Raw genomic sequence first — 21,794 nt, 5'->3', positions numbered from 1 at the left:
ATCATGGCTCCGTGACGTGGTAAGCGGCGAGGCGCTCGATCAGGCGCTTCATGTCCTTCTCGCGCGCGGCCTGCGCCTCGACCCAGTCACGGATCAACTGCTGCTCGGAGCGCATGTGCTGGACGAGACCCTGGACGCCCTCCGCAAGATGGGAAAGAGCCTGCGCCGAGGCGCGGTTATTGGCGCTACCCTCCGCCATGGCGGCGCCGAGCTTGTCGAAGCGGTCTCCGAGCATGTCGCCGGCGCCGGTCGGGATGCCCGCGCCGGCGAAGCTTGCGGCTATACCGGTGCGCGTGCCGAGCCAGCTTTCGAGTTCATTGCGGAAACGGCGCTGGGCCTGTGCAACCTGAAGCTCGAGGAAGCCCAGGATCAGCGAGCCGGCGATACCGAAGAGCGAGGAGGAGAAGGACAGGCCCATGCCGGCCAGAGGCGCGGCCAGACCGGCCTTGAGCTCGTCGAAGAGCACGCCGGCTTCTGCGCCGGTGCGCAGCGACTTGATGACGTTGCCGACGGAGGAGACCGTGTCGAGCAGGCCCCAGAAGGTGCCGAGCAGGCCCAGGAACACGAGCAGACCGCCGAGATAGCGCAGCACTTCGCGGCCGTCGTCGAGGCGAACCGCAACCGATTCCAGCACGGTCGCGGCCTGGGCGGGGGCGAGGCTGCGGCTATCGAGCGCCTGGACCACGACGGAGAGCGGGGCGATGACCTGGCGGCGGTCGATCTCGGCCCGCAGCGGGGCGGCGGCGAGCCGCGTGGTTGCGCCGGCCTCGCGATAGAGGCGCCAGAGTTCGGCCAGTGCCAGCAGCACGCCGACGAAGAGCGAGCCGAGGATCAGGCCGTTGAGGCCTGGATTGGTCATGAAGGCAGTGACGAGACCACCCTGCAGGATGAAACCAAGGAAGCCGATCAGCGCCAGAAACAGCAGCGTCCGGATGATGTAGCGCAGCGGACGCGAAAAGCGTGTCTCCTCCCGCGCCGTCGCGACCGTGTCCTCTCCGGCCGCCAGGTCCTCATTCGCCATGCTTCGTGTTCCGTTCGTCTTCCGCCGCGCCGGGGACTGTCGCCTCCGGCGCCGTCATGATCAAGCTTGAATGGTCAAGGATGTGCATCAAGCCGTCTTCAGCGCGGCGCGCAAGGATTGCTCGCCAACTTCGTTACCGCAGATGATGTCCTTCGCCTGTGTCGGCTGCTTGCCGTCGAGCGTGCCGAAGGTGCCGCCGGCCTCGCGGATCATCACGGCACCGGCCGCGAAGTCCCAGGTGTTGAGGTTGCGCTCCCAATAGCCATCGAGGCGCCCGGCTGCGACATAGGCGATATCGAGCGCGGCCGCGCCCATGCGGCGGACATTGGCGAAGCGCGTCATCACCGCCCCCAGTTCGCGCAGGAAGAGCGGGTGGCCGCCCTTGCCGATATGGGGAACGCCCATGCCGATCAGCATGTCGGCGGGCTCGCGGCGCCCAGAGACGCGCATCCGGCGGTTGTTGACATAGGCGCCCTTGCCCTTCTCGGCCATGAACATCTCGTCCTTGGCGGCGTCGTAGATGACGCCGGCGATGAACTGGTTGTCGCGCTCGAGCGCGACCGAGATGTTCCAGTGCGGGATGCCACGGAGGAAATTGTGGGTGCCGTCGAGCGGGTCGATATGCCAGCGATTGCTCTCGTCCGTGCCGGCGACAGTGCCGGCCTCTTCCATGACGAAGCCGTAACCCGGACGCGCCTTCTCCAGCGCCGCACGGATGATCTCCTCGGCCTTGGTGTCGGCCTTGGAGACGAAATCGCCCGGGCCCTTGGCGAGGACCTGCAGGTTCTCGACCTCACCGAAGTCGCGCTTCAGCGAACGCGACGCCTTCATCACGGCGTCCGTCATCACGGTCATCAGGGGGGAGCGGATCATGGATACCTCGTGCGCGCCGGACCGGCGCAATCCCTTCAGCCTCATCCTGAGAAGCAGGGCCTAAGCCCTGCGTTTCGAAGGATGCCCCAGAGTGCGCTGGCGCATCCTTGAGACGGCCGCTGACGCGACCTCCTCAGGATGAGGGCTCTTCATGTCAATCTTTGTTCAGCCGGTCACTTGCTCGTCTGGCTGGGCGCCGTCAAGGCTGCGCCCTCGATCCGCGTGGCCGCGAGCATCGCGGCACGGCCCTGCTGCTCGGGGTTGAGACGGTCGAAAAGCTGCTCCAGGGCCGGGTCGGCGATGCCCTGGGCGCGGGCTGCGAGATACCAGGCCGCAGCCTCGATCGAGTCGGGAGGGATGCCGCGGCCGGTCTGGTAGAGGCGTGCGATGCGGTTCTGCGCGACCGGATTGCCCTTGCCGGCGGCGCGCAGGAACAGCTTGGACGCGGCCGTCTCGTCGATGGCGACGCCGGTGCCGTTGAACAGCATGATGGCGTATTCGATCATTCCGGCGACATTTCCGGCTTGCGCCGCCTGCGCCATCCATTCGGCGGCCTTGGCGTCGCTCTGGGCCATGCCGCGGCCTTGCCTGGCGAGAATGCCGAGCGCGTGCATCGCATCGCCCGTCCCGGCCCTCGCGGCGATCTCGAGGCAGGCGACGGCGCGAATGTCGTCCTGCGTCCGCCCCGTTGCCAGCAGCGTCAAGGCGAGGTTGTAGTTGGCGCCGGCATGGCCGGCTGCGGCGGCGCGTTCCAGCATGGCGCCGGCGCGGGCAGGGTCGGGAGCGCCGTTGCGCGGGTCGAGCAGGGCCATGGCCCAGGCATAGACGGCGTTGATGTCGCCGCGCGCCGCCGCGCGCTCGTACCATTCGGTCGCCGTGCGGGCATTGGGAGCGACGCCGAGGCCCAGGCGATAGATCTCGCCGAGCAGCGTCATGGCGGCCGCATCCGTACTGTCGGCCTCGATCCGCTTCAGCGCTTCGGTCTGGGCGCGGCGATAGTGCCCGGTCTGGTAGGCGGCATAGGCGAGGTCGGTCTCGGCGGCATCTGCCGTCGCGAGCGGGCCGACGACCAGCCCGGCGAGCCAGAGGCTGCGCCAGGGCGTGGTCATGATGCCGCCTTGCGGGCCACGCGCTCGGCGATCGCGGCGTTGGCCTGCTCCACCAAAGCGCGGATGTCCTGCCCGTCGGCGAAGGCCCAGTCGCCGAGCGCGATGAATTCGGCGCCGGTCTCGACCAGAGCCGGGACCGATTCGGCATCGGGCGCATAGGCGACGCATGGGGTCTCGAAGATTTCGGCCCACCAGCCGGCGCGCTCGATGACGGCCGCCAGAGGGGGCATCGAGCCGTCGGCGCGCGGCTCGCCGAACATGACGTAATCGACCCCGGCCTCGCCGACATCCATCGCGTCGTGGCGCGCGCGCAGATGGCCGGCGCCGATGATCCGCTCGTCGCGCAGGCTGGAGCGCGCCTCGGCGATCGCTTCGGGACCCTGCGTCAGGTGCACGCCGTCGGCGCCGCCGCGCGTGGCGACAAGCGCCGTGCCCTCGACCACCAGCGCGACATTGCTCGCCTGGACGGGGCCGGCGAGGCGCTTGACGGCCTCGATGCGGCTGCGGTCGTCGCCCTCGGCGAGGCGCAGCACGACGGCCGCGACATCGCCGCCGGCAAAGGCCTGCATCAGGCGAAAGGACATCGCCTCGGCGTCTGCCACCGGGGGCGTGACGAGCATCAGGCGGGTGCGTGTGGTCTGAGTGGTCATGATTTGCTGCGCAAACGGCCCGCAGCAAAGTCCAATGTCAAGACCGAAAGCCCTGCGACCAGGCTCCAGAAGGCCGAGCCCACCCCGAAAAGCGACAGGCTGGAGGCTGCGACGGCAAAGGCGATGACGGCGGCGAAGCGTTCCCTGTCGGAGGACATGGCCTGGCCGAGCGCTCCGGTGAGCGAGCCGACGAGGCCGAGGCCCGCCACCGCAACAATGAGTGCCTTGGGCATGGCAAAGATGAGCGCGAGCAGGAGCCCGGCGCAGGCGGCGATGGCGAGATAGGCGAGCCCGTAGATTATGCCGGCCTTCCAGCGCTGGGCTGGGTCGGGATGCGTGTCGGGGCCGGTGCAGATCGAGGCGCTGATCGCGGCCATGTTGACCATGTGGGCGCCGAATGGCGCTGTCAGGAGTGAGGCCAGCCCCGTCGCGAACAGGCTGGCTGTGACGGGAGGTGGATAGCCTGCCGCGCGCAGTACGGCAAAGCCCGGCAGGTTCTGCGCTGCCATGGTGACAAGATAGAGCGGGACGCCAACGCCGAGCATGGCTGCCATATCGAGGCGCGGTGTGACGAATTCGAGGCCGCTCAGCGCCAGCGGGCCGGCAGGCCAGCTTGCCAGACCGAGGCCGAAGCTGATCGCGATGCCGGCGATCAACGCAGCGATCACGCCGAGAAACGGGCTGATCAGCCGCGCCACCAGGAAAACCGCGAGCAGGGGCAAGACGAGGCCGGGGGAAAGCCGCATCTCGTCGAAGACGGCGACGACGAAGCGGAAGATCACGCCGGCGAGCATCGCCGAGGCGATGGGCATCGGAATCTTCTCGATCAGCGCACCGAGCGGGCGGAAGGCGGCCGTCAGCATCATCAGCACGGCCGAGAGCAGAAAGGCGCCGACGGCGGACGCCATGTCGAGGCCCGTGGTCGCCGCGATCAGCGCCGCACCCGGCGTGGACCAGGCGCAGATCATCGGCATCCGATAGCGCCAGGACAGCCAGATGCCGGCGCCGGCCTGAGCGATGGCGAGGCCGGCGATCCAGGAGATCGCCTGGCCGGGCGTCGCGCCGACGGCCTGCGTCGCCGCCAGCACGACGGCAACGGAGGCGGCGAAGCCGACGAAGGCTGCGACAAGCGCGGAAAAGACGATCGACATGGGAAGGAGCTGCGACCGGAGGACGGGATGCGCGCTTCAACCAGAAAAACGCTCCTGCTGGAAGGGCTTGCAGGGCAGCCGGCCATGAGTGCGGCGCCTGCCACCGGTCACGAAGGGACAATATGTGGACGAGGTAGCTGTCGCAGCCGGCGTGGCTGCGGCGCCATGATCGTCATGCTCGCCCTTGTGGCGAACATTCCCGTCTTCGTCGCAAATCTCGACGAGCGAAGACGTGGATGGTCGGGACAAGCCCGACCATGACGGAAAACGTTCGTGGCAGCCTTTACGCCGCCTTCTGCGTCCCGAAGGTCGGGTCGAGTTCGCCCTTGGCGTAGCGCTTGGCCATTTCGGCGGTGGTCGCGACGCGCTTGATCTTGCTCGCCTGGCCTGCGGTGTTGAACTCCTGAAGGCGCAGCGAGCAGAGCTTCGTCATCGCCTCCATCGCGGGCTTCAGGTATTTGCGCGGGTCGAACTCGCCGGGATTCTCGGCGAAGATCTTCCGGATCTGACCGGTCATCGCCATGCGGTTGTCGGTGTCGATGTTGATCTTGCGCACGCCGTGCTTGATGCCGCGCTGGATCTCCTCGACCGGCACGCCCCAGGTCTGGGGCATCTTGCCGCCATACTGGTTGATGATGTCCTGAAGGTCCTGCGGGACGCTCGACGAGCCGTGCATGACGAGATGCATGTTGGGCAGCTTGGCGTGGATTTCCTCGATGATGTTCATCGCCAGGATCGCGCCGTCGGGCTTGCGGGTGAACTTGTAGGCGCCATGCGAGGTGCCCATGGCGATGGCAAGCGCATCGACCTTGGTCTCGGCGACGAACTTCACCGCCTCCTCCGGATTGGTCAGGAGCTGGTCGTGGCTGAGCTTGCCCTCGAAGCCGTGGCCGTCCTCCTTCTCGCCCTCGCCGCTTTCGAGCGAACCCAAAACACCGAGCTCGCCCTCGACGGAGATGCCGCCGAGATGGGCCATCTCGACGACCTGCCTGGTCACGCCGACATTGTAGTCCCAGTCGCCGGGGGTCTTGCCGTCGGCATGGAGCGAGCCGTCCATCATCACCGAGGTGAAGCCCGCCTGGATCGCGGTCATGCAGGTCGCGGCTTCGTTGCCGTGGTCGAGATGCACGCAGACGGGGATGTGCGGATAGATCTCGGTGACGGCGTCCATCATGTGCTTGAGCATGATGTCGTTGGCGTAGCTGCGGGCGCCGCGCGAAGCCTGGATGATGACGGGGGCGTCGGTGGCGTCAGCCGCCGCCATGATCGCGAGCGCCTGCTCCATGTTGTTGATGTTGAAGGCGGGCACGCCGTAGTCGTTTTCGGCGGCGTGATCGAGCAGTTGGCGGAGCGTAATACGGGCCACAGGCGGTCCTCCCGGTGTGATTAACGGTTCGGGAAGGATTTAGTGCGGATGCGCCGCGGGCGCAAAGCGAAACCGGCGATCGAGGTGAATCAGCGGACCCGGGCTTCGAGAACGCGCACGCGCTCCTCGACGGCGGCCAGTTCCTCTACTAAATGCTCAGCGTCAGGACGGCGTCTACATGGCGAAGCCTAGCGCCGTCGTTGCATCAGCGCTGCGACACGGTCCCCAAACCGCACAAGGCGATCGATCTCGGGTGCCGTCATCGGCTCCTCGCCGTACCCGTTCCGCATCGCTGCAACCAAAGCCTCGCGCCGTTGGCGTGCCTTAAGCCTGACTGATTCCGGCCAGTGCTCACGCTGGTTCATGCTGTTCAGCTTGGCGCGTCGCAACGCAGCCATCTCTTTCCGGATCGCCGCCCGGATCGGTATGCCGATATCGTCTAACCCGTCGCCCATGGCCGGATCATAATCATGGCCTGCCGCAAGGACAATCTGAAGTTGTGTTCAGCCCTTCCGCAATGCCTCGACACCCGGCAGGGGCTTGCCTTCCATCCATTCGAGGAAGGCGCCGCCCGCCGTCGAGACATAGGTCAGGTCGTCGGCAATGCCGGCATGGTTCATCGCCGCGACCGTGTCGCCACCGCCCGCAATCGCGACCAGTGTGCCGTCCTTGACGCGCTGCGCCGCAGCCTTGGCGACCGTCACGGTCGCAGTGTCGAAGGGCGGCAGTTCGAAGGCGCCGAAGGGGCCGTTCCAGACCAATGTCTTCACGTGGTCGAGCTTGAGCACGACCTCGGCGACGCTGAGCGAGCCGGCGTCCAGGATCATCTCGTCGGCGGCGACGTCGTCGATGGTGACGACGCGGTGGCCAGGATGGGCCTTGAATTCGCGGGCGACCAGCGCATCGACCGGCAGGATGATCTCGCAGCCGGCGGCCTTCGCCTTCTCCTCGATCTCGCGGGCGGTGGCGACGAGGTCATGCTCGCAGAGCGACTTGCCGACATCGACACCGCGGGCGGCGAGGAAGGTGTTGGCCATGCCGCCGCCGATGGCGAGCACGTCGACCTTCTTCACCAGGTTGCCGAGCAGGTCGAGCTTGGTCGAGACCTTCGCGCCGCCGACGATCGCCATGACGGGCCGGGCGGGATTGTCGAGGCCGGCCGAGAGGGCTTCCAGCTCAGCCTGCATCGAGCGGCCGGCATAGGCCGGCAGGACATGGGCGAGCCCTTCCGTCGAGGCGTGGGCGCGGTGGGCGGCGGAGAAGGCGTCGTTGACGTAGAGGTCGCCATTGGCGGCCAGCGCCTGGACGAAGGCGGGGTCGTTCTTCTCGTCGCCGGCATGGAAGCGGGTGTTTTCGAGCAGCAGGACCTCGCCGTTCTTCGCGGCGGCGACGGCCTTGGCAGCGTCGTCGCCGATGCAGTCTTCGACGAAGATCACGGGCTTTTCCAGCGCATGGGCCAGCGCGACCGCGACGGGTTTCAGGCTGTCCTTGGCGTCACGACCCTTGGGCCGGCCGAAATGGGCGAGCAGGACGACCTTGCCGCCCTTCTCCGCGATCTCGCGGATCGTCGGCAGGACACGGTCGATGCGGGTTGCGTCGGTGACCTTGCCGTCCTCCATGGGGACGTTGAGATCGACCCGGACAAGCACGCGCTTGCCGGCGAGATCGGCATCGTCGAGCGTTTTGAAATTCATCGCAGGATAAGTCCCGGAATGACGCCCGGCACGCCATATCGGAGCACGAGCACGGTGAGGATGACGGTGACAACGGCTGTGATCAGCCCGGTCAGGAGCAGGGCGCCGAAGCGCGGCGTGGCATCGACCCGTTCGCGCAAAGCTGCGACCTCGGCCGAGATGCCGGCGAAATCCATCGCGCCGGCGGCGGTTTCGACCTTCTGAGCGCTGCGCTCCAGCGAGGCTTCGGCGCGGGTCAGCACGGCCTCATAGCGGGCGAATTTCTCCTCGATGCGCGCGGCCTTTTCCTCGATGCGGGAGAGCTGGTCGAGCTGGCGCGGCTCTGCGACCGGCTTCGATTCGATCGCGACGGGAGCGCTGGCCGAGGCCGGCGTCGCCGCAGGCACCACGAGAACCGGCTCTGCGGTGCTGGCCGGCGTCTCGACGGTCGGCTCGATTTTGGCCATGGGGTATCCGTTCATGCGAGGAAAACGCGGCAAAGCCGCGCCGTTCGGGCGCGGCTTTGCGATGGCCGTGTCGTCAGAGCAGCTTGCCCATGGCGACTGCGGTGTCGCTCATGCGGTTCGAGAAGCCCCACTCGTTGTCGTACCAGGCGATGACTGAGACGAACTTGTCGTCCATGACCTTGGTCTGGTCGAGCGCGAAGGTCGACGAAGCCGGGTCGTGGTTGAAGTCGATCGAGACGTTGGGCTGGTCGGTGACGGCCAGAATGCCCTTGAGCGGGCCGCGCTTGCTGGCCTTGATGATCGCGTCGTTGACCTTCTCGACCGTGGTCTTGCGCTTGGCGAGGAACTTGAAGTCCACCATCGAGACGTTGGGGGTCGGCACGCGCACCGAGGAGCCGTCGAGACGGCCCTTGAGCTCGGGGATGACGAGGCCGATCGCCTTGGCGGCGCCGGTCGAGGTCGGGATCATCGAGAGGGCTGCGGCGCGGCCGCGATAGAGATCCTTGTGCATCGTGTCCAGCGTCGGCTGGTCGCCGGTATAGGCGTGGATCGTGGTCATGAAGCCCTTGTCGATGCCGACGACGTCATGGAGCACGCGCACGACTGGCGCGAGGCAGTTGGTGGTGCAGGACGCGTTCGAGACCACGACGTGGTCGCTCGTCAGCGCGCCGTCATTGACGCCGAAGACGACGGTGAGATCGGCGCCGTCGCAGGGAGCCGAGACCAGGACGCGCTTGGCGCCGGCCGCGAGATGGGCCGAGGCCTTCTCCTTGGTGGTGAAGATGCCGGTGCATTCCAGCGCGATATCGACGCCGAGCAGCTTGTGCGGCAGATCCTTGGGGTCGCGCACGGCGGTGACCTTGATCGGGCCGCGGCCGACATCGATCGTGTCGCCGGAGACCGTCACCGTGCCGGGAAAGCGGCCATGGACGGAGTCGAAGCGGAAGAGATGGGCGTTGGTCTCGACCGGGCCGAGATCGTTGATCGCCACGACCTCGATGTCCTTGCGCTTGGACTCGATGATCGCACGCAGGACGTTGCGCCCGATACGGCCGAAGCCGTTGATCGCCACCTTGACCGTCATCTCAAACATCTCCTTGCCCGGTTCACGGCGCCTTCGCCGTCATTCACGGGGGAAATCGTCCAGAACGGAGCGCAATGCAAGAGCGCCCCGCGCATATCGGCGGTTATGACGCGTTATGGTTATGGCGCTTCATGGCCGCATCGACGACGGCCTCGGCCGTGATGCCGAAGTGCTTGTAGACATCCTTGTAGGGTCCGCTCGCCCCGAAGGAGTGCATGCCGACGAAGCCGCCGTCATGCCCGATGACCGCATCCCAGCCGAAGCGCACGCCGGCCTCGACCGCGACCTTGATCGGGGCATCGCCGATGATCGCGCTTTGCGTCGCCTCGTCCTGCTCCAGCAGCAGTTCGAGCGAGGGCACCGAGACGACGCGCGCCCTGACGCCCTTTTCGGCCAGCAGCTTGCGGGCGGCGACGGCGAGTTCCAGCTCCGAGCCAGAGGCGAAGAGCGAGACCTGGGCCTTGCCGCCTTCGGCCGCGAGCAGTTCGTAGCCGCCCTTGGCCGAGCGGTTGGTCGCGATGGCGTCCGTGCGTAGCTGGGGGAGATTCTGGCGCGACAAAGCGAGGACCGTCGGCCCGTCCAGGCGCTCCAGCGCGAGCTGCCAGGCCTCGGCGGTCTCGATCGTATCGGCGGGGCGAAAGACGCGCATCTTGGGCATGCTGCGCAGGCTCGCGATCTGCTCGACCGGCTGGTGGGTCGGGCCGTCCTCGCCGAGGCCGATCGAGTCATGGGTCATGACGTAGACGACCGGCAGGCCCATCAGCGCGGCGAGCCGCATCGAGGGGCGGGCATAGTCGGCGAAGACGAGGAAGGTGCCGCCTGCCGTGCGGAAGCCGCCATGCAGCGTGATGCCGTTCATCGCGGCGGCCATGCCGTGCTCGCGGATGCCGTAGCGGACATAGCGGCCCTTGGGCGTCTTCGGCGTAAAGTCCTCTGCCGTCTTGGTGCGGGTGTTGTTGGACGGGGTCAGGTCGGCCGAGCCGATGACGAGTTCCGGCATCAGCGGCACGATGACCTCGAGCGCCAGTTCCGAGGCCTTGCGGGTCGCGACGGTTTGCGGGGCGGCGATGAGCGCCTTCTTATGGGCGAGGATCGCTTTGTCGAGCTTAGCCGGCACTGTGTGAGCGAGGCGGCGGGCGAACTCGTCGCGCTTGCGCTGCGAGAGCGCATCGAAGCGGCTCTGCCAGTCCGTGTGCGCTGCCTTGCCGGCTGCGCCATGACCGCGCCAGGCCTTCAGCACGTCGGCTGCGATCTCGAAGGGACCACCGGTGATGCCCAGCGCCTTCTTGGCCGCGGCGAGTTCCTCGGCGCCCAACGGCTCGCCATGAGCCTTGGAAGTGCCGGCCTTCTTGGGCGCGCCGAAGCCGATCACGGTCTTGCACGCGATCATGGTCGGCTTGTTCGATTTCTGGGCGCGGCGGATCGCGGCTTCGATCGCGTCCGGATCATGGCCATCGACGCGCTCGGAGCGCCAGCCGCAGGCCTTGAAGCGGGCGACCTGGTCGACCGAGTCGGAAATCGTCAGCGGGCCGTCGATCGAGATGCCGTTATCGTCCCACATCACGATCAGCTTGTTGAGCTTGTGGTGGCCGGCGAGCGCGATCGCCTCCTGGCTGATGCCTTCCATCAGGTCGCCGTCGGACGCCAGCACATAGGTGTGGTGGTCGACGACCTTCCTGCCGAATTCGGCGGCGAGCATGCGCTCCGCCATGGCCATGCCGACGGCGGTGGCGAGACCCTGGCCCAGCGGGCCGGTCGTGGTCTCGATGCCGGCGGTCATGAAGTTCTCGGGGTGACCCGGGGTCTTCGATTCGAGCTGGCGGAACTTCTTCAGGTCGTCGAGCTCCATGCCGGGAACACCGGTGAGATAGAGCAGGGCGTAGAGCAGCATCGAACCGTGGCCGGCCGAGAGCACGAAGCGGTCGCGGTCGGGCCAGCGCGGATCGGCGGCATCGTATGTCATGATGCGGGTGAAGAGCACGGTCGCGACGTCGGCTGCGCCCATCGGCAAGCCGGGATGGCCGGACTTCGCCTGCTCGACGCCGTCCATGGCAAGGCTGCGGATGGCGTTGGCCAGCTTGTCGTGCTGGGTGCGGTCGGTCGATGTCATGGCGTCTTCTGGCTCCCGCGGGCGGTTGGGGCAGGGCCGCCATCGGCCCTCGCCCTGGGCGGGTCGAGGGTGGCGGCGCGCCCGATCCGGGCATCAGGTCGATTGGCGGCTGGATTAGGATGCCCGCTCCGCACAAGTCAATTCACTCCGCGCGACGCATTAGCGGGAGTCGTTCCCACCTTCGTCAATGCCAAGCCTGAGCAATCAGGCCCAAGCCTTTGGTATCGGGGCTCCTTGCGGGCCGTGCGATTCACGCTTCGTGGAGAGATGCGTTAAAGGTTTACGAATCGTATGAGCCGGCTTCATTCGAGGGGAGACCGACGATGGCGAGCCTGAAGCTGGAGAGCGCCCTCGCGCGACTCGACGGGGCGCTCGGTCAGCTGGAAGCCGCGGCGCGGCGGCGAACCGAATCCGAGCGCGGCCGGGCCAATCTGGAAACCGAGCTGACCCTGATGCAGGACGACCGGGCACGGCTCGCCGCCGAGCTGGACGGCGCCGTGGCGCGTCTCGGGCATGTCGAGAATGCCGCCGCCGACGTCGATCACCGGCTTGAACGCGCCATGGGCGTGGTCAGCGCCGTGATCGCGCGGGCGCAGGCTGCCGCCGATCCCATCGAGCACTGAGCGGGGAGCGCCATGCCGCAAGTCAACGTCACGATCGCAGGCAAGGCCTACCGCATGGCCTGCGGCGAAGGCGAGGAACAGCACCTCGCAGGACTAGCCCAGCTCTACGACGGCAAGATCGACGAGATGCGTCAGGCCTTCGGCGAGATCGGCGACATGCGCCTGCATGTCATGGCCGCCCTGATGGTCGCCGACGAGGTGTTCGAGCTGAAGCAGCGCGTGGCGACGCTGCAGAACGACATGGCGGCGATCCAGGGCGATGCCGGCGCGGCCGACCAGCGCCTGAGCGAGGTCGAGGACAAGGCGGCCGAGGCGCTGACGGCGGCGGCCGAGCGGATCGAAGGCATCGCGCGCAGCCTGATCCCGAGCCCCGTGGGCTGACGCCTGCCATCCAACCGATGCGAGACCGAACATCCATGACCGACAGATTGCGGGTTGCTGTTCTCCTGGGCGGACAATCCGCCGAGCACGAGGTCTCGCTGCTGTCCGCCGGGAATGTGGTGCGGGCGATCGACAAGGCGAAATACGAGGTGGTGCCGATCCTGATCAGCCGGAGCGGTGAGTGGCGGCTGCTCGAACTGCAGAACGGCGTCCTGCCTGAGCCCATCCCTGAGGTCGGCTCCGAGATCTGCCTGTTGCCCGGTGGACGAGGCCGGCTGCTCAGCCTGCCGAAGGGCGGCAAGCCCGAGGAACTGGCGGCAGTCGATGTCCTGTTTCCGGTCCTGCACGGGCTGAACGGCGAGGACGGCTCGGTCCAGGGACTGGCTGCGGTCGCGGGTGTGCCTCTGGCGGGGTGCGGCATCCTGGGATCGGCTACGGCCATCGACAAGGATATCGCCAAGCGCCTGCTGCGGGAGGCCGGGCTGCTGGTGGCGCGCTCGATCACCGTGCGGCGCGGCGAGACACCGTCCTTCGAGGAGGTCAGCGAGGCGCTCGGCCTGCCGCTCTTCGTCAAGCCCGTCCGGCAGGGCTCGTCGGTCGGGGTCAGCAAGGCGACGACGGCGGACGAATTCCAGGCCGCACTGGCCGAGGGTTTCAAGTTTGACCAGAAGGTACTGGTCGAAGAATTCATCCAGGGGCGCGAGATCGAATGCAGCGTCCTCGAACAGGCCGGGGCTGAGACCATCGTCTCCGTGCCGGGCGAAATCATGCCTGCGGCCAGCCACGGCTTCTACACCTACGAGGCCAAGTATCTCGATGCCGACGGGGCGGAGATCAGCATTCCCGCCGACCTGCCCGACGATGTCGCGGAGCGGATCAGGGGGCTGGCGCTGCAGGCGTTCCATGCACTCGGCTGCGACGGCATGGCCCGCGTCGATTTCTTCGTGCGGCCGGATATGAGCGCCGTGGTCAACGAGATCAACACGATCCCGGGCTTTACCGATATCAGCATGTATCCGAAGGCCTTGGCGGCCAGCGGCATCGCCTATCCGGACCTGATCGACCGGGTGATCCAGCATGGGCTGGCGCGGGCGAGGGCAGCGGAAAGCCCGGCCAGGTCCTGATCGTCCCCAACTCGCCACTGGCGCTTTGCCGGCGTAGTCCTTACATTGGTTGGGCTGGGCTGCCTGGTGCGTGCGAGGAGTGTATTCCCGGGCCCATACGACTCCCTAGGGAGCTGTCCCTGTCTGGGTCCCTGGACCCGGACACACGGCACCCACCTACTTTAGTAGGTGTCCCGGGATCGAAATCTCCACGGCCAAGGTGGCTCAGCACTTTCCATGATCGAGCAGTTTTCCAAGACCGCCGCCAGCCGCAAGGCCGCCTTGCGCGATGCAGCGTTGTCGCGCCGCGATGCGCTGGAGATCGACGACCGGCTGGTCTGGGACCAGGCGATCACGGAGCGGGTGCTGGCTTTGCCGGTCTTCTCCAGCGAGGACATCGTCTCCGCCTATTGGCCGATGCGGTCCGAGGCCGATCCGCGGCCGATCATGGAAGGGCTGCATGAGCGGGGATTGCAGCTTTGCCTGCCCGCGATCGTCGACAGGCGCATGATCTTCCGGCGCTGGGCGCCCTATGAGCCGATCGTGCCCGGCGGGTTCGGGACATTGGTGCCCGAGCCGCACCAGCCCGAGATCGCGCCGACGATCCTGCTCGTGCCGCTGGCCGCCTTCGACCGGCGCGGTTTTCGAATCGGCTACGGCAAGGGCCATTACGACAGCAAGCTCGCCGAACTCGGCCCGGTGACCAGCATCGGGCTCGCCTACGGTGCGCAGGAGATTGCGGCCGTGCCGGACGAGGCGCATGACCGGCGGCTCGACTGGATCCTGACCGAAGGCGAGACCATTCGCTGCGGTTGATTCCAATTGTCATTCGCGCGACGGAAGATTTGTCGCAGCCATCGAGTTTTCTCCCATGCGTTTTCTCTTCCTCGGCGATGTCGTCGGCCGGCCCGGACGGGTCGCCGTGCAGGAGCGCCTGCCGTCGCTGCGTGCTCAGTGGCAGCTCGACTGCGTCGTCATCAACGGCGAGAACGCGGCGGGCGGCTTCGGCATCACCGAGACGATCTGCGACGAACTGCTGGCGGCCGGTGCGGATGCGGTGACGCTCGGCAACCATTCCTGGGACCAGCGCGAGGCGCTGGTCTTCATCGAGCGGCAGCAACGTCTGGTCCGGCCGGCGAATTATCCCGCCGGGACGCCCGGTCGCGGCGCGGCCGTGATCGAGGCCCGCAACGGAGCGCGCGTGCTCGTGGTCAACGTGATGGGGCGCATCTTCATGGACGCGCTCGACGACCCTTTCGCCGCCGTCGAGCGCGAACTCTCCGCCTGTCCGCTCGGCGAAGTGGCCGACGCCGTCATCGTCGACTGTCATGCCGAGGCGACGAGCGAGAAGCAGGCGATGGGCTATTTCCTCGACGGCCGGGCCAGCCTCGTCGTCGGTACGCATACCCACGCGCCGACGGCCGATACGCGCATCCTGCCCGCCGGCACCGCCTTCCAGTCGGATGCCGGCATGTGCGGCGATTATGATTCGGTACTGGGGATGCAGAAAGACGAGCCGGTCCGCCGCTTCCTGCAAAAGACGCCGGGCGCCCGGCTGGAGCCGGCGACAGGCAAGGGCACATTGTCGGGAGTCGCGGTCGAGATCGACGACCGGACGGGCCTGGCGCTCTCGGTCTGGCCGGTCAGGCTAGGACCGCATCTGAGCGAGGCGGTGCCGACGCCCTGGCTTCCGGCCTGACATCGAGCCGGCTTGCCTGCCGGCGAAGGCGACGCCTATAAGGCCGCTCTATCCGTTCCGGGGCATCCGAAGGCGCCGCGGGCGGCGATCCAGCAATACGAGAGCAGAGGCTGAATTCCCATGGCCGGCCATTCCCAATTCAAGAACATCATGCACCGCAAGGGCAAGCAGGACGCCGTGCGCGCCAAGCTGTTCTCGAAACTGGGACGTGAAATCACCGTCGCCGCCAAGATGGGGATGCCCGATCCCGCGATGAATCCGCGCTTGCGCATGGCGGTGCTGGCAGCCCGGGCGGAAAACATGCCCAAGGACAACATCCAGCGCGCCATCAACAAGGCAGCGGTTGGAGAGGGCGACAACTATGACGAGGTTCGCTACGAGGGCTATGGGCCGGGCGGGGCCGCCGTCATCGTCGAGGCGCTGACCGACAACCGCAACCGGACCGCCTCGGCCGTGCGCTCCTATTTCACCAAATCGGGCGGGGCGCTGGGCGAGAGCAATTCGGTCTCGTTCATGTTCAGCCGCGTCGGCGAGATCAGCTATCCGATCGAGACTGGCGACGCCGACAAGCTCATGGAGGCCGCCATCGAGGCCGGGGCCGACGACGTGATCAGCGACGAGAATGGCCATCTCATCCTGTGTGCGTTCGACAGCCTGAACGAGGTCTCGAAGGCGCTGGAGGCAACGCTCGGCGCGCCGGCCTCCGCCAAGCCGGTGTGGCGACCTTCGACGACCGCTCCGCTCGACGAGGAGAAGGCGGCTTCGATGATGCGGCTGATGGAGGCGCTCGACAATGACGACGACGTCCAGAACGTCTTCGCCAATTTCGAGATCGCCGACGATGTGATGGCGAAGCTGGGGGCCTGAGGCGCTTCCCTTTTCGTCATGGTCGGGCTTGTCCCGGCCATCCACGTCTTTGCTGGTCGAGCGCTACGCCCGAGACGTGGATGCTCGCCACAAGGGCGAGCATGACGGCGCGGTCAGCGCCCCACCACCGCATCCCACAGCGGCAGGCTGACCAGCGCGCTGACGAAGATTACCGCATAGGCGATGCGACGAAACGTGATTTCGTTCGCCAGGCGGAAGCCGTGCGTTCCCGCCCACATGCCGGCGCCATAAACCGCCATCAGCGGCAGGGCCATCAGCAGCGCGGTCATCGTCAGGATGCCGTTGCGCCAGAGGATCGCGCCTGAGATCAGCGTCGAGACGCCGAAGAAGGTCTGCAGGTTGGCGCGGGTCTGGTGCCGGTCGTTGCGCTGGGCGCCGAGCCAGAACACGGCCAGCGGCATGCCGCCGATCGAGGCCATGCCGTTGAACAGGCCCGAGAGCACGCCGACGCCGAGCGAGAGGGGGATGCCTGGCCGGCCGTGATAGCGCCAGCCCGAGGCCATCAGCGCGACCGCGGCCAAGATCAGTACGGCCAGAATCCAGCGCATCGTCTCGCGGTCGAGCCAGATCAGCAGCCAGATGCCCGCGGGCAAGGCGAGCGTCGCGGTCAGCAACAGGGGCGCGACCTCGCGCCACTCGGCCTGTCTGGCATTGCCGGCGGCGATCGGCAGGGCGAAGGGCGCATCGATGCACCAGATCAGCCCGAGCGCCGCCACCGGTCCGACGACCATCGAGGCGAGCGGCATGAAGACCATGGCGAAGCCGAAGCCGGTAAAGCCGCGCACCAGTCCGCCCAGCAGGGTCGCCGCCAGCAGAACGGAAATCCCGGCGGACGAGATACCGGGGAAGAGGTCGGTGATGAGAGCGGGCATCGACTCGGGGAACGGGCGCCGGAGGCTGGAAACCTACCATCGGGAAAGCGGGGATCGGATCAAGCCTTTCCTCGTGATGCGACCAATGCGTTCCGCTCATCGATCGTCATGACGGCCATGGAACGGAGCATGTCTGCGAGCTAGGCTCCGCGCGACATGGCAGCTCCGATTCGCATTCTCGGTCTCGACCCCGGCCTCCGCAAGACCGGATGGGGCATCATCCTGTCGGAGGGCAGCAAGCTCGGCTTCGTCGCCTGCGGCTGCGTCGAGAGCGACGAGAAGCGCACGCTGGCCGAGCGGCTACGGCAATTGCACGACGGGCTCGCCGGCGTGATCGCGGCCTGGACGCCCGACGAGGCCGCGGTCGAAGAGACCTTCGTCAATCGTGATCCCCAATCGGCATTGAAGCTCGGCCAGGCGCGCGGCATCGCGCTGGTGGTGCCGGCGCTGGCGGGGCTGAGCGTCGCGGAGTATGCGGCGAACCTCGTCAAGAAGACGGTGGTCGGCGTCGGCCATGCCGACAAGAAACAGGTCCAGATGATGATCCGCGTGCTGCTGCCGAAGGCCGAGACGACGAGCGCCGATGCGGCCGATGCGCTGGCGGTGGCGATCTGCCATGCGCAGCATCGCGGCATGCGCAATCTCGCGGTGCAAATGAGGGCGGGAGGCAGTCCGGTATGATCGGCAAGCTGAAGGGGCTGATCGATTCCTATGGCGAGGATTTCGTCATCGTCGACGTGCAGGGCGTCGGCTATGTCGTGCAGTGCTCGTCGCGGACGCTGCAGCGCCTGCCCAAGCCCGGCGAGGCGGCGGTGCTTTCGATCGAGACGCATGTGCGCGAGGATGCGATCCGGCTCTACGGCTTCATGTCCGACAACGAGCGCGATTGGTTCAGGCTGATGCAGGTGGTGCAGGGCGTCGGCGCCAAGGTGGCGCTCGCCATCCTCTCGACCTTCGAGCCCGGTCAGCTTGCGACCGCGATCGCGACCAACGACAAGGCGGCGGTGGCGCGCGCGCCTGGCGTCGGTCCCAAGCTGGCCCAGCGACTCTGCGCCGAGCTCAAGGACAAGGCGCCGGCCTTCGGGCATATCGATCCGGGCGTCGCGCAGCTGGCCGGCGCGCTGGAGGACCGCAAGCTGCCGCAGCCGGTAGCGGACGCGGTCTCGGCGCTGTCCAATTTGGGTTATCCGCAGGCGCAAGCGGTCGCGGCGGTGGCTGCGGCGGCGCGGGCGGCAGGCGATGGCGCAGGAACGGCGCAGCTGATCAAGCTCGGGCTGAAGGAGCTGGCGAAGTGAGTGACGGCGGCCTGACGATCATGCCGGTCGACGACAAGTCCGAGTTCCTTGCGGTGATGCTGGCGAACTGGGGATCGCACAGCATGATGATCGATTTCACCGTCTATGACTGTGCCACGCTCGATCTGCTCGGCGTGGCTGGCGAGGACGGACGGTTCAAGGCCTATGCGAGCTGGACGATGCGCGACGATGTCGCACTGCTTTGCGCCCTGCATTCGCTCGTGCCGGGACAAGGTGTGGCCGTCACCTTGCTGAAGGCTGTGCAGGACGCGGCGCGGAAACGCGGAGCGACGCGATTGAAGGCGATGCTCACCAACGACAACATGCCCGGACTCGCCTTCTACCAGAAATGCGGATTCCGCTTCTCGCGGCTCCATATCGAAGCGATCGACAATTTCCGGTCGGTGGTTCCGGCCATCATCCGGACGGGCTACATGGATATCCCCATCCATGACGCGCTCGAACTGGAGATCGCGCTTTGAGCGAGCCGCGCCGCCTCGTCACGCCAGAACGCCGCGACGACGACAGCGAGACCTCGCTGCGGCCGCTTTCGCTTGCCGATTTCACCGGGCAGGCGGCGGCGCGGGCTAATCTCCAGGTCTTCATCGAAGCGGCGCGGACGCGGGGCGATGCGCTCGACCATGTCCTGTTCGTCGGGCCGCCGGGCCTGGGCAAGACGACACTGGCGCAGATCGTGGCGCGGGAACTCGGCGTCAATTTCCGCTCGACCTCGGGGCCGGTCATCGCCAAGGCCGGCGATCTCGCGGCGCAGCTGACCAATCTGGAAGAGCGCGACGTGCTCTTCATCGACGAGATCCACCGGCTGAATCCTGCGGTGGAGGAGATCCTCTATCCGGCGATGGAGGACTACCAACTCGACCTGATCATCGGCGAGGGGCCGGCGGCGCGCTCGGTCAAGATCGACCTGCCGAAGTTCACGCTGGTGGGCGCCACGACGCGGGCGGGCCTGCTGACGACGCCGCTGCGCGACCGCTTCGGCATCCCGATCCGGCTGCAGTTCTACACGGTCGAGGAGCTGCAGAGCATCGTGGCGCGCGGGGCGCGCGTGCTCGGCATCGGCATGACCGAGGACGGCGCCAACGAGATTGCGCGGCGGTCGCGGGGGACACCGCGCATCGCGGGACGGCTGCTGCGGCGGGTGCGCGACTTCGCCATCGTCGACGGCGACCCGCAGATCACGCGCGCCGTCGCCGACAAGGCGCTCGGACTGCTCGACGTCGATGCGATCGGGCTCGACCAGATGGACCGGCGTTACCTCACCACGGTGGCGATCAATTTCGGCGGCGGGCCGGTCGGGATCGAGACCATCGCGGCCTCGCTCTCGGAACCGCGTGACGCGATCGAGGAGATCATCGAGCCCTTCCTGCTGCAGCAGGGTTTCATCCAGCGCACCCCGCGCGGGCGGCTTCTGACGCCGCACGCGTTCAGGCATCTCGGGATGCCCGAGCCGAGCCGGGAGGCGGCGCAGTTCGGGCTATTTTCTGATGATGGAGAACAGTTATGAGCGGACCAGAGCTTGGCGTTCTTGAAAGAATTCCGCTCAAATCACTATGGAGCGGAGAGGCTACTGATTTTACCCCTTGGCTGGCACAAAACCTCGATAAGCTAGGCAACCAGATTGGAATGGAGCTAGAACTTGATGGTATAGAGGTCTCTGCTGGCGATTTTTCAGCTGATATTGTTGCCAATGAGATAGCTACAAATAAAAGAGTGATAATTGAAAATCAATTCGGGAGTACAGATCATCGACATTTGGGCCAAATTATTACATATGCATCTATGCTAAATGCATCAGTCATAATTTGGATTGCCGAAAAATTGCGACCAGAACATAAATCTGCAATCGATTTTCTTAATAGTAATTTTAAAGACGGCTTATTATTCTATGCGTTAGAGGCTTCTGTTGTTAGAATTGAAAATTCAAAGCCTGCATTTTTACTTGATCTTGTTTCGGAGCCGGTTCGGCAGAGCCTTGGAGATGGAGCTATCAGTCCGGCAATTTCCGAGACGAGAGAGAAATATAAGCAGTATTTTCAATATTTGATCGATGAACTTAGGGAGAAGCACAAGTTCACAAATGCAAGAGCTGCGCAGCCGCAAAATTGGTATAGCTTCTCGTCTCAGAATTCTCGTCTTTTCAAGTACGGAACTAGCTTCTCGCAAGGTGGAAAAGTGCGCGCTGAGGTCTATCTTGATTGTGACAACAAGGAGCAGAACGAGGCCATTTTTGATTGCCTGTTTGCAAAAAAATCCCAGATCGAACTTAAATTTGGCGCGCCCCTAAATTGGGAAAGACTTGAAAAGAAAAGGGCTTGCAGGATTGCAATTTACCGTGATGGCGATATCGAATCTGATACAGATACGCTTGTTGAAATAAGAAAATGGCGATAGATAATCTATTGAGATTTAAATCTATTTTCCCCGATTTTGTAAGCGCATGTTCGGTTCAGACGGTTAAGCTGGATTCCGATACGCTGAAAGAAGTCAGCGCTTTGCCTCTTGGAGACGTATCATGAGATTGGAGCATCGAGTTCTGATTGAACCCCTGTCGAGAGCAAACGGCAGTGGCTATTTGGCCACCGTTCCCGATCTGCCTGGCTGCATGTCCGATGGCGACACGCCCGAAGAGGCGCTCATCAATGTGCAGGACGCAATCCTGTCCTGGATCGAGGCAGCCACCGAGCTTGGCCGGGAGGTACCCCTGCCGACACGCACGCTGACTGCCGCGGAGTGATCGCCAAAGGCTGGTTCGCGCGATCTACGACAACTCGTCTGCCCGCGAGATCACCTTGCCGAGCAGGCCGTAATCGATCGCCTCGCGGGTGTTGAGCCAGAAGTCGCGCTGCGTGTCGTGCCTGATGCGTTCGGGAGTCTGCCCAGTCGCATCCGCGAAGAGATCGTCGAAGCGTTGACGCATCAATTCAAGCTGGCGGGCCTGGATGCCGATGTCTGAGACCATGCCGCCGACGCCGCCGCTGGGCTGGTGCAGCAGAAAGCGCGTGTTCGGCAGGCAAAAGCGGTTGCTTCTCTCGGCGCCGACGAAGATCAGCGCGCCGGCGCTGGCGACCCAGCCGCTGCCGATGGTGCGCACCTCGGGCTTGATGAACTTGATCACATCATGGACCATGTCGCCTGACTCGACATGACCGCCTGGCGAACTGATGAAGACGTTGATCGGAGCGTCGCCGTCTTCGGCCAAGGCGAGTAGATGCGCGACCGTGTTCCGCGCCAGCTTGTCGTCGATCGTGCCGGTGATCAGAACGTGACGACTCTTGAAGAGCAATTCGGCGATGCCACTCTGGATCGGATCGCCCTGATCCGGCTTCTTCTCGAACATCTGTGCCATAGCTGCATCCCCCTTCTATGACGATGCTACGGTGATTCGACTGGGAAGCAAGGCGCGGCGAG

The 21,794-nt window shown here is 65.7% G+C and carries 24 protein-coding genes and 1 other RNA gene; 13 read left to right on the top strand and 12 right to left on the bottom strand.

The genetic code is table 11. From position 1 onward, the window contains the following. Position 1: 1 nt before the first annotated feature. From AXW83_RS13920 to tkt, 10 genes are all read right to left on the bottom strand, one after another. Positions 2–1,021 (bottom strand): flagellar motor protein MotA, encoded by a 1,020-nt coding sequence (locus AXW83_RS13920; protein ID WP_236841660.1) that lies wholly within the window; start codon positions 1,019–1,021, stop codon positions 2–4. An 87-nt stretch (positions 1,022–1,108) separates the two neighbouring features. Then, complete coding sequence (locus AXW83_RS13915) at positions 1,109–1,894, bottom strand: inositol monophosphatase family protein (protein WP_066614454.1); 786 nt, start codon at positions 1,892–1,894, stop codon at positions 1,109–1,111. A gap of 173 nt (positions 1,895–2,067) precedes the next feature. Further along, positions 2,068–3,003 carry a tetratricopeptide repeat protein gene (locus AXW83_RS13910; protein ID WP_066614453.1) on the bottom strand — a complete coding sequence of 312 codons (936 nt, stop codon included), beginning with the start codon at positions 3,001–3,003 and terminating at the stop codon, positions 2,068–2,070. Continuing rightward, positions 3,000–3,653: a thiamine phosphate synthase gene (locus AXW83_RS13905; protein WP_066614452.1), complete on the bottom strand. Its 654-nt coding sequence runs from the start codon at positions 3,651–3,653 to the stop codon at positions 3,000–3,002. Before AXW83_RS13905 ends, AXW83_RS13910 begins: the two co-directional genes overlap by 4 nt. After that, positions 3,650–4,804, bottom strand: a complete 1,155-nt coding sequence (locus AXW83_RS13900) for a benzoate/H(+) symporter BenE family transporter (protein ID WP_066614450.1) — start codon at positions 4,802–4,804, stop codon at positions 3,650–3,652. Before AXW83_RS13900 ends, AXW83_RS13905 begins: the two co-directional genes overlap by 4 nt. A 283-nt stretch (positions 4,805–5,087) precedes the next feature. Then, the gene (gene fba, locus AXW83_RS13895) at positions 5,088–6,170 is read right to left on the bottom strand and encodes a class II fructose-bisphosphate aldolase (RefSeq protein WP_066614448.1); all 1,083 of its coding nucleotides are present in this window, start codon (positions 6,168–6,170) and stop codon (positions 5,088–5,090) included. A 503-nt stretch (positions 6,171–6,673) separates the two neighbouring features. Next, positions 6,674–7,864, bottom strand: a complete 1,191-nt coding sequence (locus AXW83_RS13885) for a phosphoglycerate kinase (protein WP_066614443.1) — start codon at positions 7,862–7,864, stop codon at positions 6,674–6,676. Then, on the bottom strand, positions 7,861–8,310 hold the full coding sequence (locus AXW83_RS13880; RefSeq protein ID WP_066614441.1) for a hypothetical protein: 450 nt from the start codon (positions 8,308–8,310) through the stop codon (positions 7,861–7,863). Before AXW83_RS13880 ends, AXW83_RS13885 begins: the two co-directional genes overlap by 4 nt. Before the next feature lie 73 nt (positions 8,311–8,383). Continuing rightward, a complete protein-coding gene (gene gap, locus AXW83_RS13875; RefSeq protein ID WP_066614440.1) occupies positions 8,384–9,394 on the bottom strand; it encodes a type I glyceraldehyde-3-phosphate dehydrogenase in 1,011 nt (336 codons plus the stop codon). Positions 9,395–9,497: 103 nt separating this feature from the next. Continuing rightward, positions 9,498–11,504, bottom strand: coding sequence for a transketolase (tkt, locus tag AXW83_RS13870; protein WP_066614439.1), 2,007 nt, complete (start codon positions 11,502–11,504; stop codon positions 9,498–9,500). Between the two features lie 323 nt (positions 11,505–11,827). On the opposite strand from tkt, the gene AXW83_RS13865 reads away from it, so the two are divergent. The 7 genes from AXW83_RS13865 to AXW83_RS13835 all read left to right on the top strand — a co-directional run bounded on the left by AXW83_RS13865 (position 11,828) and on the right by AXW83_RS13835 (position 16,177). Further along, a complete protein-coding gene (locus tag AXW83_RS13865) occupies positions 11,828–12,127 on the top strand; it encodes a DUF4164 family protein (RefSeq protein ID WP_066614438.1) in 300 nt (99 codons plus the stop codon). 12 nt (positions 12,128–12,139) lie between these two features. After that, a complete protein-coding gene (locus AXW83_RS13860) occupies positions 12,140–12,508 on the top strand; it encodes a cell division protein ZapA (RefSeq protein ID WP_066614437.1) in 369 nt (122 codons plus the stop codon). A 35-nt stretch (positions 12,509–12,543) separates the two neighbouring features. Beyond that, positions 12,544–13,632, top strand: a complete 1,089-nt coding sequence (locus AXW83_RS13855) for a D-alanine--D-alanine ligase family protein (RefSeq protein ID WP_066614436.1) — start codon at positions 12,544–12,546, stop codon at positions 13,630–13,632. A gap of 53 nt (positions 13,633–13,685) precedes the next feature. Continuing rightward, positions 13,686–13,842, top strand: a non-coding RNA gene (gene ssrS / locus AXW83_RS13850) — 6S RNA. A 6-nt stretch (positions 13,843–13,848) separates the two neighbouring features. Then, positions 13,849–14,427, top strand: a complete 579-nt coding sequence (locus AXW83_RS13845) for a 5-formyltetrahydrofolate cyclo-ligase (RefSeq protein WP_066614434.1) — start codon at positions 13,849–13,851, stop codon at positions 14,425–14,427. 55 nt (positions 14,428–14,482) lie between these two features. Further along, positions 14,483–15,310, top strand: a complete 828-nt coding sequence (locus AXW83_RS13840; RefSeq protein ID WP_066614433.1) for a TIGR00282 family metallophosphoesterase — start codon at positions 14,483–14,485, stop codon at positions 15,308–15,310. A gap of 120 nt (positions 15,311–15,430) precedes the next feature. Next, a complete protein-coding gene (locus AXW83_RS13835) occupies positions 15,431–16,177 on the top strand; it encodes a YebC/PmpR family DNA-binding transcriptional regulator (protein ID WP_066614432.1) in 747 nt (248 codons plus the stop codon). A gap of 113 nt (positions 16,178–16,290) precedes the next feature. On the opposite strand, the gene AXW83_RS13830 is transcribed toward AXW83_RS13835, so the two are convergent. Beyond that, positions 16,291–17,070, bottom strand: coding sequence for a sulfite exporter TauE/SafE family protein (locus tag AXW83_RS13830; protein ID WP_066614431.1), 780 nt, complete (start codon positions 17,068–17,070; stop codon positions 16,291–16,293). 156 nt (positions 17,071–17,226) lie between these two features. On the opposite strand from AXW83_RS13830, the gene ruvC reads away from it, so the two are divergent. From ruvC to AXW83_RS13805, 6 genes are all read left to right on the top strand, one after another. Then, complete coding sequence (ruvC, locus tag AXW83_RS13825; RefSeq protein WP_066614430.1) at positions 17,227–17,751, top strand: crossover junction endodeoxyribonuclease RuvC; 525 nt, start codon at positions 17,227–17,229, stop codon at positions 17,749–17,751. Next, positions 17,748–18,365: a Holliday junction branch migration protein RuvA gene (gene ruvA, locus AXW83_RS13820; RefSeq protein ID WP_066614427.1), complete on the top strand. Its 618-nt coding sequence runs from the start codon at positions 17,748–17,750 to the stop codon at positions 18,363–18,365. Before ruvC ends, ruvA begins: the two co-directional genes overlap by 4 nt. Continuing rightward, positions 18,362–18,847, top strand: a complete 486-nt coding sequence (locus AXW83_RS13815; RefSeq protein WP_066614423.1) for a GNAT family N-acetyltransferase — start codon at positions 18,362–18,364, stop codon at positions 18,845–18,847. Before ruvA ends, AXW83_RS13815 begins: the two co-directional genes overlap by 4 nt. After that, complete coding sequence (ruvB, locus tag AXW83_RS13810) at positions 18,844–19,890, top strand: Holliday junction branch migration DNA helicase RuvB (RefSeq protein ID WP_066614421.1); 1,047 nt, start codon at positions 18,844–18,846, stop codon at positions 19,888–19,890. The genes AXW83_RS13815 and ruvB overlap by 4 nt, the downstream gene beginning before the upstream one ends. Beyond that, positions 19,887–20,777: a DUF4268 domain-containing protein gene (locus AXW83_RS26565; protein ID WP_082767123.1), complete on the top strand. Its 891-nt coding sequence runs from the start codon at positions 19,887–19,889 to the stop codon at positions 20,775–20,777. The genes ruvB and AXW83_RS26565 overlap by 4 nt, the downstream gene beginning before the upstream one ends. Before the next feature lie 121 nt (positions 20,778–20,898). Then, positions 20,899–21,120 carry a type II toxin-antitoxin system HicB family antitoxin gene (locus AXW83_RS13805; RefSeq protein WP_066614419.1) on the top strand — a complete coding sequence of 74 codons (222 nt, stop codon included), beginning with the start codon at positions 20,899–20,901 and terminating at the stop codon, positions 21,118–21,120. A 24-nt stretch (positions 21,121–21,144) separates the two neighbouring features. Here the strand turns inward: AXW83_RS13805 and AXW83_RS13800 are convergent, their stop codons facing one another. Continuing rightward, positions 21,145–21,732: an ATP-dependent Clp protease proteolytic subunit gene (locus tag AXW83_RS13800; RefSeq protein ID WP_156640046.1), complete on the bottom strand. Its 588-nt coding sequence runs from the start codon at positions 21,730–21,732 to the stop codon at positions 21,145–21,147. Between the last annotated feature and the right edge of the window lie 62 nt (positions 21,733–21,794).

This window comes from Bosea sp. PAMC 26642, from assembly GCF_001562255.1.
In the GTDB taxonomy this organism is placed as follows: domain Bacteria; phylum Pseudomonadota; class Alphaproteobacteria; order Rhizobiales; family Beijerinckiaceae; genus Allobosea.
Note: the sequence above shows the minus strand (reverse complement) of the source record. Positions and strands in the feature narration are given on the sequence as shown.